We start from the raw sequence: 17,878 nt of genomic DNA, 5'->3' as shown, positions 1-17,878 counted from the left end.
CGCTCCTTATTCTTGCGCTTCTTTGCGCAGTTTTTCTGGGAGTTCAAACTCACCACGGCTACGCGAAATTTCACTGACCGTTGGATAGTCAAGCGGCCCTTTGACGGAATAGTTAACTTGGGTAAACACTTCCACAACCGGCGAAATCACGGTGGAAATCGCCAACACGTAGAGTGCCGTTTGTGGCGCAACCGCAAACGCCGTCAACATCGGGATGCCAGAGGTAATATCTGGAGTAAACTGCACTTCCGCGTCTACCGTTCGAGTCACCATGTTGGCAAGCCCGCGAATTTTCATCGCACCCGCTAAGGCATCCATCTCAATATCATTGGTCACAAACACGCCATCTTGGATCTTACCCGTGCCTTTAATCGAGTTAAACGCCATGCCTTTGTCGAACACATCGGTAAAATCGAGCTGCATTTTACGAATGATGGAATCGAGACTAAATAGTCCCAACAAACGAGCCGCGCCGCTCACGTCAGTAATGATGCCTTTGCCAAATTCGGTTTGCACATCACCATCGAGCGTATTTACCCGCATCGACCAAGGCGCTCCATCCCAAATCACTTGTGAGGTGATTTCAAACGGCGCTTTTTGAATGCCGGAGGTAATACCAAATCGCTCCATCAAATCGCTGTTGTTATCACTTTTCACCTTGAGATTCATGCGCGATTGACTGGTTTCCCCATCCAATGTCCAGTCGCCATTCACATCCACGCGATTTGAGCCACTGACCAGTGAAATATTTTTCCACACCAAAGCTTTGCCTTGCCGCTGCAAATCAATGTTCACCTTGCCAACTTTGTAGCCCTGCAACCAAAAATCATCGATGTTCAGTGTTAAGTTTGGCATCAGTTGATGAAATTCGCGATCAAACTGACTGATCAATGGCGCTTCCGGACTCTCCGCGGTAAGTAAGGACTCACCCTGCGCTTTCTTCTCATCCAACCCTGGTACATAAAGATGCAAACGCTCTAATGATACCGCCAAGTCGTAAGGTTCAAGGTAGTTCGCCTGTCCTACAGCCTCTTGGCTTTTCAGGTTGAACTGCCAATTGAGATTTTTCTTCCGTGCCGAGAAATCCACATCATGAAACTCGATGCCACTGAGCATTAAGGTTGGCGTTTCGACTTTGATACGTGTAGGCAATGGAATCTCTGGCGTATCCATTTGTGCCAGTTTCGATGTCGCGCCTTTTGGCGGTTGACTCAACACACTCAGCCATTGGTCGAGGTCAAAGTATTCGGTACGAATCAAGGCATGGTGGCCCACCACTGGGCTAATTTTGAAGCCACCACTGCCCAGCACCAGGTTGGTTGCACTCAACACAGGCACTTTGCCCGTAATATCAATTTCCGTTTGGTACTTGGCATTGGGCATTTGCAAACGTGCAGTGATCGACTCTTGATTGCCCGAAGCCTGCATGCGAGCTTGCCACGCTTCGCCAACATTCTTATTCAGTGGATAGGGGTATCGGCTTGCAACGCTGTTCAACTTGGCATTAAGGTCGACTTGGTAGGTAAAGCCAACATCGTTTAATTGCAGATCGATATCCATGGTCCAAGGCGCGTGACCAGAAAGTCGGCCTAACCATTGCTCACCCACGTAAGGCACCAACGGTTTTACATCCCAATCCGCCAAGGTGTTGATCACCACGCTATAGCCGTAATCTGCACTTTCTCCAGCAAAATCGATGGCAATGGGTTGCTTTAACAAACGAGCGGAAAGCCCAGAGGCTTTAACCACATCATTGTCAAATTCAATCCTTCCCGAGACTTTTTCCAGCGTCATTGGCGGTGCATCAATGTCGACACGATTGCCCGCCAGTTCAGCGTATCCCCATGCTCGTGGTTCTTTGTCACTGGTAAACGGAATATTCAGTTGGAACTCAGACTTGACGGGCCCTTGTACTTGTAGCGCCGTCAGCGCCGCACCCACCGAATCCACCAGCGGCGTGGCGGTCATGTAGTCACGCACAGCATTACCTGCGGCGGTCGCTTTCGCTTCAATCTCAATATGTCCACCTTCCGCTAATTCAGGAATACGGCCAGTAATTCGGCTCGCTTTGACATCTTTTAGCGTGGCAGATTTGGAATCCAAATACATGGCGTCATTTTGGAATAGCAGATCCAGTTGCAAATCGGTAATGGGCGGCCAAGCGGTATCAAAGCTGAATTTGCCTTGTTTTAAGCCGACCCAAGCTTGGAACATGCCGTCATTTTTGGTGTAAGGGAAATCCGCCAGTTCACCATACCAAAGCAGCTTCGCGGTATTGACCTTGCCGCCTTGAATGGCCGTAGAAAGGTAGTCCGTTAACTCCCGTCCTAACGCTAAGGTGGGTAAATAGCGCCACGTTTCACCGACGTTATACGCATCGGCCTCGGCATAAAAGGACAAAAACGGGCTCTTGTCTTTTGGAAAATCAAGACGAAACGCCCCCAACACCTGAAGATCCGGTGTTGCTGCCGTCACTTTGTCGGCCCATAAGCGCCAACCGTTTTGATCGTTCTGCCAAACAATATCCACTTGTCCTTGCTTGATATTAAGTGGGGCTTGAAATACCTCGCCATAAGGGAAAACATCATCAATCACTGACATCGATGCTTTGGCTTGCGTCACGTCACCAAACAGCGTCCCACTGACATGATGAAAGCCCGGCAGCAAATCCCACTGCTGCATCGCCAAACTGTCTAGTTCTGCAGAATAACGTAATGAATCCAGATCACTGCCTGACATAGCCACACGGATATCTTCCACCGTGCCACTTGGCTGCAGTTTTTGCAGTATTTGGGTGGTTTGATCAGAGTCGGGTAACAACTTGGCCATCGGCAGCAGCGCTTCAAGACTCAATTGGGATAAGTTGAGCTTCCATCCTTGTGGTTGCCAATCAAAGGCAATGTCCAATTGAGGCCATTCAATCTCATCGGTACGGAGTGTCAGTGAATGACCACTCACCTTCCAGCCTTCTCCATCGGGAGAGAGTTTTAAAATACCAGACTCCAGAGTGAGCTCATGTTGGCCATTTTCCGTCCAGCTCAACTCAGATGGCAGCAATTCGACAAACGCATAGCGTGGCTGAGAATGTTGCAACGTCAACCAAGATTTCAAACTGATCTTGCCAGAATCAATCCCCGTCTCTTTCTTGACATAGCGCGTTAACCATTGGGTAACCGCGATCTCTTCAGCATTGACGTAAAACTCTCCGCTGACATCTAACAAAGAGCCGTGGTCAACAAAGTTGGCACTCACTAACAAAGCATTGAGATTGGTCCCAGCAACACTCACCACGCCTTCCGCTAAATGGTGCGCACCTTGATTGCGCCAGCGTAAACGGTCAATATCAAGACGGCGGTTTTCGCCCGACACCGATTGGTACCAGATTTTAGATTGCGTGACGGAGAACTCTTCTAACTGACGCAGCAAAAGATTATCCAGTTGCTTGATTAAGTTAGACGATTCTTGCGATTCAGAAGAGGCTTCTCGAGTAGGAGGACCTTCAGCGGCGACAAGCTCTATCGAGCGAATGTCGAGCGCTAAACCACTCATATTGAGATTGGCGACCACAGGTTGCAGACGCAGAATAGATTCCAGCAGGTCAAACTCAATATGCACTTCATCAACGGAAATATTGACCTTTTTCTCTCCAGGTAAGAAGGCTTCAAAGCCCTGAAGAGCGACCGAAGGATGGCTATTACGCCAAGAACCCGAAACACTGGAAATAGAGACATCCAACCCGGTGCCCTGCTTGACCCAGGTTTTGATTTCATCTTGAAATTGGTTCATCTGCGGCAACGCAATGCGCAGCCCAGTGACCAAGATGGCGAGCAGCAACAAGAGGGTGACTAATAACCACAACACCGCTCGCCAAAATAGGGTAAAACCAGAAATCACAAACTATCCATTACATCATCACGACATCAAACTGCTCTTGGATATACAAAGGCTCGGCTTGAATGCGTACTTGCTTACCAATAAAGACTTCCAACTCTGCCAAAGCATGGGACTCATCACCATGCAAAGCGTCTGCCACCGCTGGCGAAGCGTACACGACAAATTTGTCCGCATCGTAAGCTCGGTTGACTCGGGTGATTTCACGCAGAATTTCATAACATACGGTTTCTACCGTCTTGACACTGCCGCGCCCTTCACACGTTGGACAACTTGAACAGAGAATGTGCTCAATGCTTTCACGTGTGCGCTTACGGGTCATTTCCACCAAACCAAGCTGAGTAAAGCCATTGATGTTGGTTTTGACTCGATCTTTGCTTAAGGCATTTTCTAACGAGGTAAGCACTCGCTTACGATGCTCTTCTGACGACATATCAATGAAATCGATAATGATAATACCGCCTAAGTTACGTAAACGCAGTTGACGTGCAATGGCTTGCGTCGCTTCGATGTTGGTGTTGAAAATCGTTTCTTCAAGATTGCGGCGGCCAACAAATGCCCCGGTATTGATGTCCACCGTAGTCATCGCTTCGGTTTGATCAATGATCAGATACCCACCCGATTTCAGCTCCACTTTACGCTCCAAAGAACGTTGAATCTCGTTCTCCGTATCGTACATGTCGAAAATCGGTTTATCCCCTTCGTAAAGCTCGAGCTTATCCGTCAATTCTGGAACGTATTCTGACGTAAATTCTTTCAAGTTTTCAAATTCTTGACGAGAGTCGACCAAAATCTTATCCAGCTCGGTTCCGACAAAATCGCGAAGGATACGTTGCGCCAACCCCAGCTCACCGTACAACGTTGAACGGGTTTTGTATTTGCTACGACGCTCCATGACTTTGAGCCACAGGCGTTTCAAAAATGCCGCATCTTGTGACAACTCTTTGCCATCAGCGCCTTCCGCCGCCGTGCGGATAATAAAGCCACCATGTTCATCACAGTAATGGCTAACAATTTTCTTCAGACGTTCGCGCTCTGACTCACTTTCGATACGCTGTGAAACACCAACGTGGCTAGCGCCCGGCATAAAGACGAGATAACGAGAAGGCAGCGTAATGTCAGTGGTGAGGCGAGCCCCTTTGGTGCCCAGCGGATCTTTCACCACTTGCACAACAATGTCTTGCCCTTGGCGGACCAGTTCAGAGATATCGCGTACTTGGAATTGCTGCTTTTCATTTTCAGCAACACATTCCGTATGAGGAACAATATCAGACGCGTGGAGGAAGGCGGCTTTATCCAAACCGATATCAACGAAAGCCGCTTGCATACCCGGCAAAACTCGGCTTACTTTGCCTTTGTAGATGTTTCCGACAATGCCACGACGGGCTTCACGTTCAATATGGACTTCTTGGAGTACCCCACCCTCAATCATGGCCACGCGAGTTTCACTCGGGGTCACGTTTAGCAGCAACTCTGCACTCATGTGCACACCTCAATGTTTGAAATTATATGAATTCGTGCAGCAGTTGGTCTGTTTCATACAAAGGGAGTCCTACGACAGCGGAATAGCTGCCCTCAATACGGGTAACAAAACGTCCACCCAAACCTTGAATTCCATAACTGCCTGCTTTATCGCATGGTTCACCTGACTGCCAATATTGTTCGATTTCTTCTTGAGTCAGTTTCTTGAACCACACCTCTGTCGTCACGACGATAGAGTGTTGTTTTTCTGCACTTACGACAGTCACCGCCGTCATCACTTGATGACGACGATCTGAAAGTTGCGTGAGCATTCGCTGAGCATCAGCAAAATGGTGTGGTTTTTCTAAGACTTGGCCATCACACACCACGACGGTATCGGAGCCCACCACGATGGAGGACTCTGACACTAAAGCCAACCCTGCTTGTGCTTTTTGTTGCGACAAGCGCAACACATACTCAGCGGCCGTCTCTTGTTCCGCCTTGCATTCTTCGATATCCGGTAACACGACATCAAACGTATAACCAAGTTGCGCCAATAACTCTTTACGCCTTGGTGAGCCTGAGGCTAAAACCAGCTTGTGCATCGTCTTACCTTACATGCCAGTGACGACGAACGCGCCGTAACAGTAAAAACACCCATGGCCAAAGTATACAGTTAATTACTGCGGTCCATAGCGATAATGGGTTGAATACTACGTCCTGGATCAAATATTCACCACAGAATATGAATACTTCTAGCAACACGCTTAAGAAGGCGATAAGCAAGGCTTGCTGCCACAATGCCATGTTGCGAATAACGAGGAAATTCAACGCGACCAAATACACGACGATCGACAGCATCATGCCGCGAATGCCTAATGTCGAGCCAATCAGGAGGTCCCACAAAAGACCAAGCACTAACGCGCTGCCAACGTTAACACGATGCGGCAGTGCCAGTACCCAGTAACAGGTCACTAACAACAGCCACGAAGGACGAAACAAATCCAATGCACCGGGCCAAGGAATGGTCTGCAATACCAAGGCAACGAAGAAGCTCGCACCAATAACTATCTTGCTGCGCAGCACACTATTCGCCATCACTCACCTCTTGAGTTGCATGTTCATCTACGTTGGCGTTCAACACTTTATGTTGGCGATCTTCATTTGGCCAAACCAGCAATAGGTAGCGTAAGCGATCAAACTCCACCACAGGCTTAGCTTTTATTGCCGCAAACTCTCGGCGAGTGTCATGCTCAACGGAGGTAACGTAAGCCACGGGGTACCCCTCTGGATATACGCCCCCAAGACCAGATGTCACCAATAGATCATCGACTTGAATGTCGGTGCTGGTTGGAATATGTTCGAGCTGAATTTCGTCGATATCACCATTTCCTGACGCGATCACACGAATATCATTGCGAACCACCTGCACAGGAATCGCATTTTTTGCATCACTAAGCAACAACACGCGACTGTTGTGCGCTGCGACAAAGGTAATTTGTCCAACGATGCCTTTTTCGTTGATCACCGGCTGACCAATGTAGACGCCATCAATACGACCTTTATCAATCACCACTTGATGACGATAAGGAGAGGTGTCGACCGCCATCACTTCGGCGACCATTTTTTTTTCATCACGCACAAACGAAGAGCCAAGAAGCTTACGCAGGCGCTGGTTTTCTTCTTTGTACTGTTCCAGTAGCAGAAGATCACTTCTCAGTCTCAATACTTCTCGCTTGAGATTTTGATTCCCCTCAAGCAGAGACTGACGGGTACTAAAACGCTCATAGACACCGTCAAACATGCTGCGTGGTAAGTTAGCAGTATATTGGATCGGTGCGACTAAACTATTGAGGAAATATCGAACACCAGAGAAAGCATCTAAGCGACCATCAGCCAGCATGAGGCTGGCTGATGTAATGACAGCAAAAAAAAGACGCAATTGTAGAGAAGGACCTCTACCAAAAATTGGCTTCATTTTGTTTTAGAACCTTAGGTTTGAAAGTTAAACGCCGCGGCGCTTAACCATCACCGTTATTCTTCAGAGAATAGATCGCCACCGTGCATGTCGATCATTTCTAGTGCTTTACCGCCGCCACGAGCCACACAAGTCAGTGGATCTTCTGCGATCACTACAGGGATGCCTGTTTCTTCTGTCAGCAAACGATCAAGATCTTTCAGCAGCGCACCACCACCAGTGAGAACCATGCCGTTTTCAGAAATATCTGATGCCAGCTCTGGCGGACACTGCTCTAGCGCAACCATCACTGCAGAAACAATGCCTGATAGTGGCTCTTGCAGCGCTTCTAAAATCTCATTTGAGTTTAGAGTAAAGCTACGTGGCACACCTTCTGCAAGGTTACGACCACGAACTTCAATCTCATGCACTTCATCACCTGGGTAAGCAGAACCGATTTCATGCTTGATTTTCTCTGCCGTCGCTTCACCGATTAAGCTGCCGTAGTTACGACGCACGTAGTTGATGATCGCTTCATCAAAACGGTCACCACCGATACGCACAGAAGAAGAATACACCACACCGTTTAGCGAGATCACCGCCACTTCTGTGGTACCACCACCAATATCGACCACCATAGAACCGGTCGGTTCAGAAACACGCAGACCCGCGCCGATTGCTGCCGCCATTGGTTCATCAATCAAGAAGACTTCACGAGCCCCTGCACCCAACGCAGATTCACGAATTGCGCGACGCTCAACTTGCGTCGAACCACAAGGCACACACACCAATACACGTGGGCTTGGCTTTAGAATGCTGTTGTCGTGCACTTGCTTAATAAAGTGCTGAAGCATTTTTTCTGTCACGTTAAAGTCCGCAATCACGCCATCTTTCATCGGACGAATCGCGGAGATATTGCCTGGTGTACGACCAAGCATTTGCTTAGCTGCGTGACCAACGGCTGCGACACTTTTCGCTGAACCTGCACGGTCCTGACGGATTGCAACTACTGAAGGCTCGTCTAGCACAATGCCTTGGCCTTTAACGTAAATAAGAGTATTGGCGGTACCTAAATCGATCGATAGGTCGTTGGAAAACATGCCACGAAGTTTTTTTAACAATATTCTTCGCTCATCCTGCAAGAAAATAGAAGATAAAAATTGTCCTAAATGTACCAATGCCTTGCTGTGACAGCAAGGCATTGAAGTATAAACATGGGCTCAAAGCCCCAAATTCTTACAGATTCCTTACTTAGCGCAAAAAATCCACATTATTTATTGGCCCGTTAAGCCCGATTCACCTTTGTAAATAACCCGATCGTTTCCACGGTTAATTCCAAAGGTGACGACAGCGTTAGGGTCTTCATCGCCTAAATTACGCCAATTGAAACGAAGCCACGGACGAGCACCGCTGCCATTACACTGAATATCGTTATCTGTGGTAGCGACTTTTTGCAAGGTGGTATCGCTGACGCGCAGCCAAAATCGCACCTGCTCGCGTATTTGATTGTCGGTATCGGTTGTCGACTGCTGAGCAGAGAGTTGATCCGAGCGCCCAACCGAGACGGTACCGCTGCCACTAAGTGAAGCATTACTGCTGGTTTGCGCTTGGCTATGCCAAATCAGCTGACGACAGAACTGACTGCCATCGAAGTCACTGCCAGAATCGTCCCCATTGGTGACAAACTGGCTGCCATTCCAATATTCCGCACTTAACGGCACTTCAATTTGATTGCCAGTAAAGCCACCCACGTCTTGCAAGCGCATGCGTCCATAGCGGAAATCTGGCTGCTCAGAAAATGCCTTGCCCGATTTGACGATGGCGCCACTATCATGCACTTCCAACTCTTTATTTTCAAAATCAACGCCATCCACCACCGTACTGGCCCACAAGCCAAAACCTTGCGTATAGGGCCCATCAGGCTCTGTGGTATAGGGTGTCGACGCAGTCGCTTTTTTGGCGAACTCAAAATCAGCAAGTGATATGTTGAGTTTCCCTAAAGACCAAGCAGGTTGTTGCCAAGTTAACGTTGAATAATCTTTCACCCGATCAACGATTTCTTTGTGCGCGTTATCAACATTGAAATAAGAAACGGCTGAAACATACGCTGAATCGAACAAGCCATAATTCTGCGTCACTTGATCTGAAGCATTTTGCGCCTCAACACTAAAAGCGTGTTCAATGGGTTGGTTCATGTACGCGAATCCCGAATGCCCGGTCGCATACGTCCAACTATTGCTCACTAACACCAATTTTTCAGGCACAAAACGGCCGATATTGCGGTAGCCCAAATTAATATCCATTCCCAGATAGTTGGTCTGTGCATCCGCCATGACTTTCAAGCTGCCCACTTCATCCCAATAGAGCTGAGTGAAATCATAGTGTTGATTTGTACCACTACCGCTGCCAATGTTGTGTACTTTGCTCAGTCCATTGTCTCCTTGAAGTAACACACTTGTGCTCCCTCCCATTGGGGAGTGCAAGGCACTGCTCATCTCAACGACCGCACTGGGCGCATTACTGGCAAAGAAGTTTTGGGTAATCGCTGCATTACAGTAGCTGCTGGTTTCAATCTCTCCTGAGACAGCACCACCACTCTGCCAAACAATTGGTTTTACGTGAAGGTTAAAGCGTTCAGAGGCAAGTTTGAATTTAGTCCCCGAGGATGAAGTGCCATCCATGGGCAACGCAGGCGTTTCACCACTGCAGATTGCAAACGTCCACGGGCGAGAGTTCACAACGAACTGGCCTTTTAATGTACTTGAACCTTCAATAGGGCAACCTTGCACTCCAGTACAATCAAAGTTTCCATCTTCCAACTGCACTTGCACGACTCCAGAATCAGTAAAGGTCAAATCACTCGTACTAGTACCAGAAGCAAATACTGGAGAATAAGTCAGTACACCCATACCGCCTAATGGCTGGGTCAATGTTGATGTGATAACTGGCGTACCATTGTAACCAATATCAACCACGTTTCCTGAGTCACACGCCATGACTTGGGCTTCAACAGATTGAGGTTTACTCGCGACAACATACTGGTCATCAATGGCAAATTTGAAGGGGACAAACTGATATTGCCCTGTTACCGTCGTATTAGCTTGGTCACCATTTATGTAGGCCTCAACAGCAACCGTTTTAGTTTGGTTCACAGTGAGTGACAATGTCTGTTCAAGGACGCCATTAACAGGAGTCAATTGCTGAGGTATACCATCAACTAGCACCGTCACCGATCCCGAGAAATTTGTTGCTAAAACACCATTATCAAGCACACGAACAGTCGGCGTTAGGGTTTCGCAGGTCAACGCGATATCACTACTTGGAACAAGTTCTAAAGTATAATTTGAACTTGGTGTCAGACACGCCCCTTCTCCAATAATTTCAATGTTTCCGGTGCTCATCGTTAACCGATTCGTTGTTACTGCTCCACGTAACGTAATCGGGTTACTGAACGTCACACTATCCCCTAAAATCTGCGCAGCAAAATCTGATGTAGGAGTATTGAAGTTAAATGTGGCCGTTGGTCCATAAATGATCATATCTTTTAGCCCACCTAGATCATTCATGATGGTTGTGTTGTTTTGAACAAATGAATTCACAACATAGAGAACAACACCTCTTTCAAAACTGAACTTTCCACCAGTCCCTGAAAAAGTGATATCTCGGAAAGCATAGCGACCGTTGGCTTTTAAGACTGTTTCAACCTTACCTCCAGGATTGTAACTCCTCACTTCCGTTCCATAAGGTCCACCAACATCATTAAACACAACTTTAAATGAAAGGGTGTTATAACCATTTACTGTCAACGTATTCAGCGGTTTAAGAATCGTAATTGTAACTTCATTACTACCACTGTTTGAGTAACTACAATAATTTCCATCGCAGATACTTGCGTAGTTCCATTGATCAATAGATAAACTTGCAGTACTGGTAAACGAAGGCGAAATGGGATTTGGTGTTCCCGCCTTTAAACCACCACTAGTACAACTACCGACATCACATGCTCCAGATAATCCTGCATGATAAGAAATAGTGTCAAAACCGACTTTTAGAGCCCCGTTTGCTAAGTACGCATTAACGTAGTCTGTTGACCAACCGGATATTGAGCTGCCATTATTTTGAATATTCAATTCACTGCCCGACTTCCAGCTTTGTGCAGGTTGAGGAAAGTACTGACACAAATCAATACTCGGCCTTTGTTGCTCAAATGCAAAATAGCCAACATACTCTCGAATGTGGCTCCTATCACTAAAGTCTTCATCGACAACAAAGCTAACTTCGTTGTTTTGAATACTGCATCGACGCAACCAGCCTCCATGTCCACCTGCTCTTTCCTGTTTCTTGGCAACAACACCAGATAAGCTGGACAGCGATGTCGTCGCATAACTGTCACACCCATCTTGCATCGGTTCAGGTAACGACTGACTTGGCGTACGAAAAGTATTACTAAATTGAACTAAATTGTTGTCTACAGCAATATTGGCTGAAGTTGGCAGTGTCGCTAGAAAAGCTATCTTTTCCTGTTTGTAGCTATAACCAGAGACTAAAGAAGCCGATAGCTCTAAAAAGAGTTGGGCAGATTGTCTTCTCGCTGTTGATGAGCTCTGTAAAACCCGCCCCGATGTCATCCATTTATCTGCATTGTTGTTGGTTTGAATTTGGTGCAACAACACAGGATCGGCATTAAATGAGTTCAATCCAAAAGAAGAGAAGTTCACTTGAGAAAAACTGTCACTGCCACTTTTGGAAGCGACAGCGTTACTATTGATATATCCCGCTAGTACTTGATGTCCACCAAATGAGGCAACACCGGGTTCAATCACTAAGTAACTCACCGAGGTCATAGCAATCGGAGTGAAGTTGCTACCTGATATATTTTTTGTTCTTTGATTAATCGTGAATGATGTCGAATTCGAGTCTAAGTTAGATGACACATACAAGGTCGATGGCGCATCGGCATCCGGGTTACTTGAATCAATTGTCGGCATGACAAATACAAGTGGCGTGTAGGTATAATTTTTTGTTAGAGGAATACTACAAGGCATACTTTGACAAATATGTGTGCCAAACTCGAATTGTGCATTGTTTGAATAGGTGGGAGGCGTAGTAATGCCACCTCCACATGAGACATTACTAATTGTTCCCCCATCGACTGGACTTAGGTTGCCGTTGTGCAGATCTTGAATCTTGGTTTCAATAAACTGCCAATCGGAAGAAGACGCTTTCTTCCGATAATAATTGAGGCGATTAGTACTTGCATCACTAGTGATACGAACATCATAGCTCGTTCCAATTTCAAGATTTTGTTCGTTAAAGATGTAAGAGCTACCCACTCTTTCCTGATGGGTATACCAAAGGACATGACCATGGCTTCCCTGCTTTAGATAAAACTGTTGGTAAGTATTTGAACCAGTAACACGAAAGGAAATGGTAAAATCTGACTCACCATGCACACTACATGACGCTCCATAACTCAATGGAGTAAAAAACAGCATAACAAGAGTAAGCCACAGCAATTGAATATAACGTTTCATTACTTACTCCTTCACCCATACTTCTTGTCTACGCTCTACTTCAACTATACCACTCCCGCAGACTGCGCTCGCCTCAAGGCGATAAAAAGTCTCACCTTGCAATGTACCAATTGATTGGCAACTAATTTGTGGATTGCGGCAAGGGCTATTGGCACTGACATTTGGCGTTGCACCTTGAATGGCAGTACATGCAGTAGACACCGAGGCTGATACGCCAAGTGGATAGAGCTGAGTTAACGCCCACTCATTGGCAGATTGCGCCATGAGCCATGCTTGAGTACCTAGCTGCTCACGCGTTAAATTATCGCTGTTAGACCAGTTAATACGCGTCAATGAAGAGGCGAGAAAACCCATCACCACAATGACGAAGATGGCGACCACCAGCATGTTTCCTTGTTGCTTACGTCGATTAGGGAACATTGAGCACCTGCACATCTTGTTGGTAATGACTCGATTCATCATTTTGCGTAAACGTCAGCTTGATATGCACTAACCCACCACGCTGCAGTGTCGGCTCTAAGTAGTTGAAGCTTGCTGCGGAAACACTATCGGCGACTTGCACACCGTTGCGACTGATCCGCCCTGCGGTAAAACAATATTCAACACGACCATTGGCGTTAAAAATATAGTGTCGACGGTTGATGGAATTACTTTCTAAGCTGGCGGCTTGGTTTAACACCGCAAAATAACCCGCGCCGTTAGTTAACCCTGAGACATCAAATGAATCGTTAACAAGATCTTGCTGACGACTTGGATTAATGACCAAGCTTAGCCCGTTGGCCAACGGTGGCGTAACATTCGAATTGCCTATCAAAAAACGAATATCATTGCCTTCCACGGCGTAAAAGCCCGAATAGACAATTGGATAAAAAGACAAACAATTGCCGCTGTCACTGAAACTGTTCGGCACAGCATGACGAAATTCACGAGACAATTTCTCTAACACAAATTGGGCTTGTGTTTGGATACGCTGCCTGTCTACTGAATCCGCATAGCCTTTTGTCCCGAGCTCAACAAAGCCCGCAATGCCCAGCACCAAAATGCTACCGACAATTAACGTCAGCACCATTTCCACTAAGGTAAAACCACGAGAACTCATCAATAGTTCCCCTTATAGGCAACAAGAGGATACGGCCCGTATTGACCGGCGTGTATTGCCATTTCAATGCGCTTTAGGGTACTCACAGCCCCATCGTCACTGCCATCCATATTGCCATCGTAGAACACACGCACATCAACCCGAAAATTCGGATATTCGGTGTTGATGGTACTGCCAAAGACATCCGCTAATGACTTTTGAACCGAACCCGTTGGGCATTGAGATTGGGTATTGGTGGTATACCAACAACCAATATAATCGTCGACATCGTTATAATCGACCACTTGAGCCTCTTCTGCGCCCAAGCCATCAGCAGTAGTGCACAACACGCCATCTTCACCACAACGTGTACTGCCACCATCAAAATTGCTGTTGTGATCGAAACCACGTGCGAGAATTTGGCTCATAAAGCCTTGTCCTAACGCAATGGCACGCGTTTGGTAGTGCGGCGCCGCGGAATTTTTTACATTGGGAAAGAGCAAACTGGTCAAGGTCACCATAGCAACGGCAATCAATACCATCGCCACAATACTTTCGATAAGTGTCATCCCTTGCTGTTTTTTCATCAGCAGCCCCCACCACTCACGTAGCCTTGGCTATTGATACAAACCGAAGCACTCTCTCCGGAGGCCGTAAAGGTAATGGTGACACTGTTAAGAGCAGAACCATTGGTCTGCAATGGATTACCACGCAAATCAAAGCGAATAGGAGAAATTGTCGAGGAGACGGAAACACCATCGAGGCGCATCACATCACTGCGTGATTCCGCGGCCTGAGGCGTGCTGGCAGCAGTACAACCTGCGGTTGAACCTAAACAACCACCGCTGGCGGTTAACTCAAAATTTGGATTGGCAGAATTCGTGGTGTTGGACTGCATACGATAGACTTGAAGCTGACGAATGATCGAAATCGCCTGCTCTTGCGCGGCATACGCAGAAAAACTGCCAGTGCCAATATAGCGACTGGCAGCATAAGCAGAGACGATACTGAGCAGTAGAATCACCACGATCAGCTCGACGAGAGTAAAACCAGCTTGTGCACGCTTTATCATAGCTTACGCTGTTCGGCAGAAATAAAAGGCCAGCTAAGCTGGCCTTTATTATTTAATTACATTCGGTGACCGTGATTGCAGGCTCCTGAGCGGTAGCTGCTGTTGCGTTAATAGCATAAGTAACAAAACATGCAGTATTATTCTCGAAACCATACGTGATTGTTCCAGTACCTGATGAGATCACTGACCAATCTTCGTCAATACCAGCAACTGCGCGTCCAATACCATTAGCTGAGGCTTCAGGATAACCAAAAACAAGGTTGATATTGTTCCCATTTGCTCCAGAAATCGAACGACCTGAAGAAATCGCTTCAAGACCTTCAATTGCAGCCTTACCATATACAATACCTGCAGCACCTGCCATTGCACCTTTCAATCCTTGCAACGCCGATGAACGCGCATCATCCTGCAGATTTAGAAAACGCGGAGCCGCAGTTACTGCCAAAATACCTAGAATTACAATCACCACAACTAACTCAATCAGGGTGAAACCGCCTTGTCTTTTCATAGTGTTCTCTCTCTATGTTTAAATCGTGCAGGGTTACTGCAAAGTTACGGTCACACGACCATTTTTCGCTTCATATTCAAACTGATGCTTAGTATTGCCGTCAAGTTGAATATAAGTACATTTAGCATTTGCTGAGTCAGCAGATGCGGAATATTTGAAGCCGTTATCACTTGTGGTGCCAGAGCCTTCAATACCAACCTTTGGTGGGTTTTGCAGAAGGTTCTCCATTAAGTCTACACACATTTGGCCAGTTAGCGCCGCTGGATAACTCGCAAAGTTGCCCGCCAAGCCCCAAGGATAACCATCTCGGAAGCCCGTATCGGCATTCGAAGCGTCTTTAGAACGCGTTAACCAAAAATCGACACCATCGTAGTTGACGGTATTTTGCTCTTGGCTATTGATGTTTCTTGACGGACGAGCTTCGGCTTCCCACTGCGCTCGCGCAGATAAAACCCCCGTCGCAAATCCACCTGCTACACCTTCAATACTGGCTTTCTTCGCAGCGTCAGTGACATCCAAGAAGCGTGGTAGCGCCGCAACTGCCAATAAACCGACAACCACGATCACCACAACCAATTCAACCAAAGAAAAACCGTTTTGATTTTGTTTCATACTCAACCTTTCACTTATAGGTTTTCGGCTATTATACCTATCTTTGAATATCAAAATAGACTAATGCGTCAAAAAATATCATTCTGCCATATTTTCGACACTAATTTTCAATATCTTATGTTGCTGACTTACCACAATCAATAAGCCATTCTGGTAGTTAAATTGACATTGATAGGTTTCATTTATCTTACTTTCGCTTACATTGGTTAAATGAGATTCCAAAATACGACGTTCTGGAGAGTGAAAGTCTAACCATCTCTGACAATCTAGCTGCCCATTTTCACCAATTAAGGGCACCCATCCATAAGTAGAAAGAGGAATGGATTGTCCATCCATCTCTATCTGCTTAGGTTTTCCCTGCAAGAGCCATTCCTGCTTATACAGGTTCGCTCGCTCTAACATTCGCTTTACTGAGACTTGGGCAGCCGTTTTGGACGCCTCCGATTCAACTGGTCGCCACCACTGCACAAATACCGCCATAATCACCAATACTAATGCCAACCAAAGCACTAGGCTGGCACGATGACTATCCCGAATCACAGGCTAACCTTTGATAACATCGAGCATTCCCCACATTGGTAGGAAAATACCCAGCGCCAACACCAATACCATACCCGCCACGATCACTAACAGAATCGGCTCAATGCGAGCAGTGAGGGTTTTCAGATCATAATCCACTTCTCGATCGTAGAAATCCGCGACCTCCATCAAGAGCTCGTCAATACGACCCGTCTCTTCCCCAACAGAAATCATCTGAATCACCAAAGGAGTAAAGATACCGCTGTTTATCGCCGTGACAGAGACTTGGCTACCCGCTTCAATGTCGGCTTTCATTTTAAGGATCTTCAGTTCTAAGTAACGGTTGCCCATCGCTTCTGCCGATAATGCCAGTGACTGATTCAGTGGCACGCCCGCTTTGAGCATCAGCGCAAACGTGCGTGAAAAACGCGACAGCTGAGCACGGTTGACCACCCCACCAACGACGGGCAACTTTAATCGCCATTTATCCCAACGCTCTCGGCCATCCGCCGTCGCGACCCACGCTTTGAAGCCAAAGATAAGCCCTACGATGAATCCCGCCAACAGCATCCAGTAGTTAACAAAAAATTCTGACATGCCAATCAGAATTCTCGTCGGCAATGGCAAATCCACCCCAAATCGACTGAACATCGACGCAAACTGTGGGATCACTTTGACGTTAAGGATAAACATCGCCACCACAATAAAGCTGATCACAAAAGTCGGGTAACGCATGGCGGTTTTAATTCGTTTACGTGTTTCCAGCTCTTGCTCGTAATAATTGGCCAGTTGCAATAAAGCCTGATCCAGTCGACCCGTATTTTCCCCAACATGAATCATTGAGACGAATAAAGGGCTAAACACTTTTGAGTGTAACTGCATGGACGCCGATAAACTGCGACCATTGGTCAACTCTGCCACGACCTCTTCAAGGGCTGCCTTAAGTTGCTTATTCTCACAGTTTTGCACCAAACCACGCATCGAGCGCAGTAATGGCACCCCTGCTTTGGTCAAGCTGTACAACTGGCGACAAAAGAGCACCAAGATCTCCAATGGCACCGCAGGAGCGAATAACGCATTGAGATCAAAATCGAGCCCAGACCCCGTTTTGCCTTGGGTTATCGATACTGGGATGATCCCTCGGTTCATCAGTTGCTCAGCAGCCGCTTCTGAGGTCACCGCATCGATTTGTCCATTGGCTTTGTTGCCGTCAAGCGTTCTGCCTTGGTAATGAAAGGTTGCCATG

The 17,878-nt window shown here is 46.9% G+C and carries 15 protein-coding genes; all 15 read right to left on the bottom strand.

Annotated elements, in window-relative coordinates; genetic code table 11:
- Window positions 1-6: 6 nt before the first annotated feature.
- The 15 genes from VV1_RS06880 to VV1_RS06810 all read right to left on the bottom strand — a co-directional run bounded on the left by VV1_RS06880 (window position 7) and on the right by VV1_RS06810 (window position 17,877).
- A complete protein-coding gene (locus tag VV1_RS06880; RefSeq protein WP_011079412.1) occupies window positions 7-3,894 on the bottom strand; it encodes a YhdP family protein in 3,888 nt (1,295 codons plus the stop codon).
- 10 nt (window positions 3,895-3,904) lie between these two features.
- The gene (gene rng / locus VV1_RS06875) at window positions 3,905-5,374 is read right to left on the bottom strand and encodes a ribonuclease G (RefSeq protein ID WP_011079411.1); all 1,470 of its coding nucleotides are present in this window, start codon (window positions 5,372-5,374) and stop codon (window positions 3,905-3,907) included.
- A gap of 22 nt (window positions 5,375-5,396) precedes the next feature.
- On the bottom strand, window positions 5,397-5,957 hold the full coding sequence (locus tag VV1_RS06870; protein WP_011079410.1) for a Maf family protein: 561 nt from the start codon (window positions 5,955-5,957) through the stop codon (window positions 5,397-5,399).
- Between the two features lie 4 nt (window positions 5,958-5,961).
- Window positions 5,962-6,450 (bottom strand): rod shape-determining protein MreD, encoded by a 489-nt coding sequence (mreD, locus tag VV1_RS06865; protein WP_011079409.1) that lies wholly within the window; start codon window positions 6,448-6,450, stop codon window positions 5,962-5,964.
- Window positions 6,440-7,330, bottom strand: a complete 891-nt coding sequence (gene mreC / locus VV1_RS06860) for a rod shape-determining protein MreC (RefSeq protein ID WP_011079408.1) — start codon at window positions 7,328-7,330, stop codon at window positions 6,440-6,442. The genes mreD and mreC overlap by 11 nt, the downstream gene beginning before the upstream one ends.
- A gap of 56 nt (window positions 7,331-7,386) precedes the next feature.
- Window positions 7,387-8,430, bottom strand: a complete 1,044-nt coding sequence (locus VV1_RS06855; protein WP_011079407.1) for a rod shape-determining protein — start codon at window positions 8,428-8,430, stop codon at window positions 7,387-7,389.
- Between the two features lie 153 nt (window positions 8,431-8,583).
- Entirely contained in the window at window positions 8,584-12,843 is a 4,260-nt protein-coding gene (locus VV1_RS06850) for a DUF6701 domain-containing protein (protein ID WP_011079406.1), read from the bottom strand.
- Window positions 12,844-12,846: 3 nt separating this feature from the next.
- Complete coding sequence (locus VV1_RS06845) at window positions 12,847-13,263, bottom strand: hypothetical protein (protein ID WP_011079405.1); 417 nt, start codon at window positions 13,261-13,263, stop codon at window positions 12,847-12,849.
- Window positions 13,253-13,942, bottom strand: a complete 690-nt coding sequence (locus tag VV1_RS06840) for a PilW family protein (RefSeq protein WP_011079404.1) — start codon at window positions 13,940-13,942, stop codon at window positions 13,253-13,255. The genes VV1_RS06845 and VV1_RS06840 overlap by 11 nt, the downstream gene beginning before the upstream one ends.
- A complete protein-coding gene (locus tag VV1_RS06835) occupies window positions 13,942-14,508 on the bottom strand; it encodes a prepilin-type N-terminal cleavage/methylation domain-containing protein (RefSeq protein ID WP_011079403.1) in 567 nt (188 codons plus the stop codon). The genes VV1_RS06840 and VV1_RS06835 overlap by 1 nt, the downstream gene beginning before the upstream one ends.
- Complete coding sequence (locus VV1_RS06830; RefSeq protein ID WP_011079402.1) at window positions 14,508-14,993, bottom strand: type II secretion system protein; 486 nt, start codon at window positions 14,991-14,993, stop codon at window positions 14,508-14,510. Before VV1_RS06830 ends, VV1_RS06835 begins: the two co-directional genes overlap by 1 nt.
- Window positions 14,994-15,045: 52 nt before the next feature.
- The gene (locus tag VV1_RS25345) at window positions 15,046-15,501 is read right to left on the bottom strand and encodes a type II secretion system protein (protein WP_011079401.1); all 456 of its coding nucleotides are present in this window, start codon (window positions 15,499-15,501) and stop codon (window positions 15,046-15,048) included.
- A 33-nt stretch (window positions 15,502-15,534) separates the two neighbouring features.
- A complete protein-coding gene (locus tag VV1_RS06820) occupies window positions 15,535-16,113 on the bottom strand; it encodes a prepilin-type N-terminal cleavage/methylation domain-containing protein (protein WP_011079400.1) in 579 nt (192 codons plus the stop codon).
- Window positions 16,114-16,191: 78 nt separating this feature from the next.
- The gene (locus VV1_RS06815; RefSeq protein ID WP_039554781.1) at window positions 16,192-16,653 is read right to left on the bottom strand and encodes a hypothetical protein; all 462 of its coding nucleotides are present in this window, start codon (window positions 16,651-16,653) and stop codon (window positions 16,192-16,194) included.
- Between the two features lie 3 nt (window positions 16,654-16,656).
- Window positions 16,657-17,877 (bottom strand): type II secretion system F family protein, encoded by a 1,221-nt coding sequence (locus tag VV1_RS06810; protein ID WP_011079398.1) that lies wholly within the window; start codon window positions 17,875-17,877, stop codon window positions 16,657-16,659.
- Window position 17,878 lies beyond the last annotated feature (1 nt).

It is taken from the genome of Vibrio vulnificus CMCP6 (genome assembly GCF_000039765.1).
Taxonomy (GTDB): Bacteria; Pseudomonadota; Gammaproteobacteria; order Enterobacterales; family Vibrionaceae; genus Vibrio; species Vibrio vulnificus_B.
This window is presented reverse-complemented; position numbering and strand designations above follow the sequence as displayed.

Bases quoted from the DNA above. Each gene is read 5' to 3' on its own strand.
- VV1_RS06830 (WP_011079402.1), bottom strand. From the start codon at position 14,993: ATGATAAAGCGTGCACAAGCTGGTTTTACTCTCGTCGAGCTGATCGTG.
- VV1_RS25345 (WP_011079401.1), bottom strand. From the start codon at position 15,501: ATGAAAAGACAAGGCGGTTTCACCCTGATTGAGTTAGTTGTGGTGATT.
- mreD (WP_011079409.1), bottom strand. From the start codon at position 6,450: ATGGCGAATAGTGTGCTGCGCAGCAAGATAGTTATTGGTGCGAGCTTC.
- mreC (WP_011079408.1), bottom strand. From the start codon at position 7,330: ATGAAGCCAATTTTTGGTAGAGGTCCTTCTCTACAATTGCGTCTTTTT.
- VV1_RS06820 (WP_011079400.1), bottom strand. From the start codon at position 16,113: ATGAAACAAAATCAAAACGGTTTTTCTTTGGTTGAATTGGTTGTGGTG.
- VV1_RS06835 (WP_011079403.1), bottom strand. From the start codon at position 14,508: ATGAAAAAACAGCAAGGGATGACACTTATCGAAAGTATTGTGGCGATG.
- VV1_RS06845 (WP_011079405.1), bottom strand. From the start codon at position 13,263: ATGTTCCCTAATCGACGTAAGCAACAAGGAAACATGCTGGTGGTCGCC.
- VV1_RS06870 (WP_011079410.1), bottom strand. From the start codon at position 5,957: ATGCACAAGCTGGTTTTAGCCTCAGGCTCACCAAGGCGTAAAGAGTTA.
- VV1_RS06850 (WP_011079406.1), bottom strand. From the start codon at position 12,843: ATGAAACGTTATATTCAATTGCTGTGGCTTACTCTTGTTATGCTGTTT.
- VV1_RS06810 (WP_011079398.1), bottom strand. From the start codon at position 17,877: ATGGCAACCTTTCATTACCAAGGCAGAACGCTTGACGGCAACAAAGCC.
- rng (WP_011079411.1), bottom strand. From the start codon at position 5,374: ATGAGTGCAGAGTTGCTGCTAAACGTGACCCCGAGTGAAACTCGCGTG.
- VV1_RS06840 (WP_011079404.1), bottom strand. From the start codon at position 13,942: ATGAGTTCTCGTGGTTTTACCTTAGTGGAAATGGTGCTGACGTTAATT.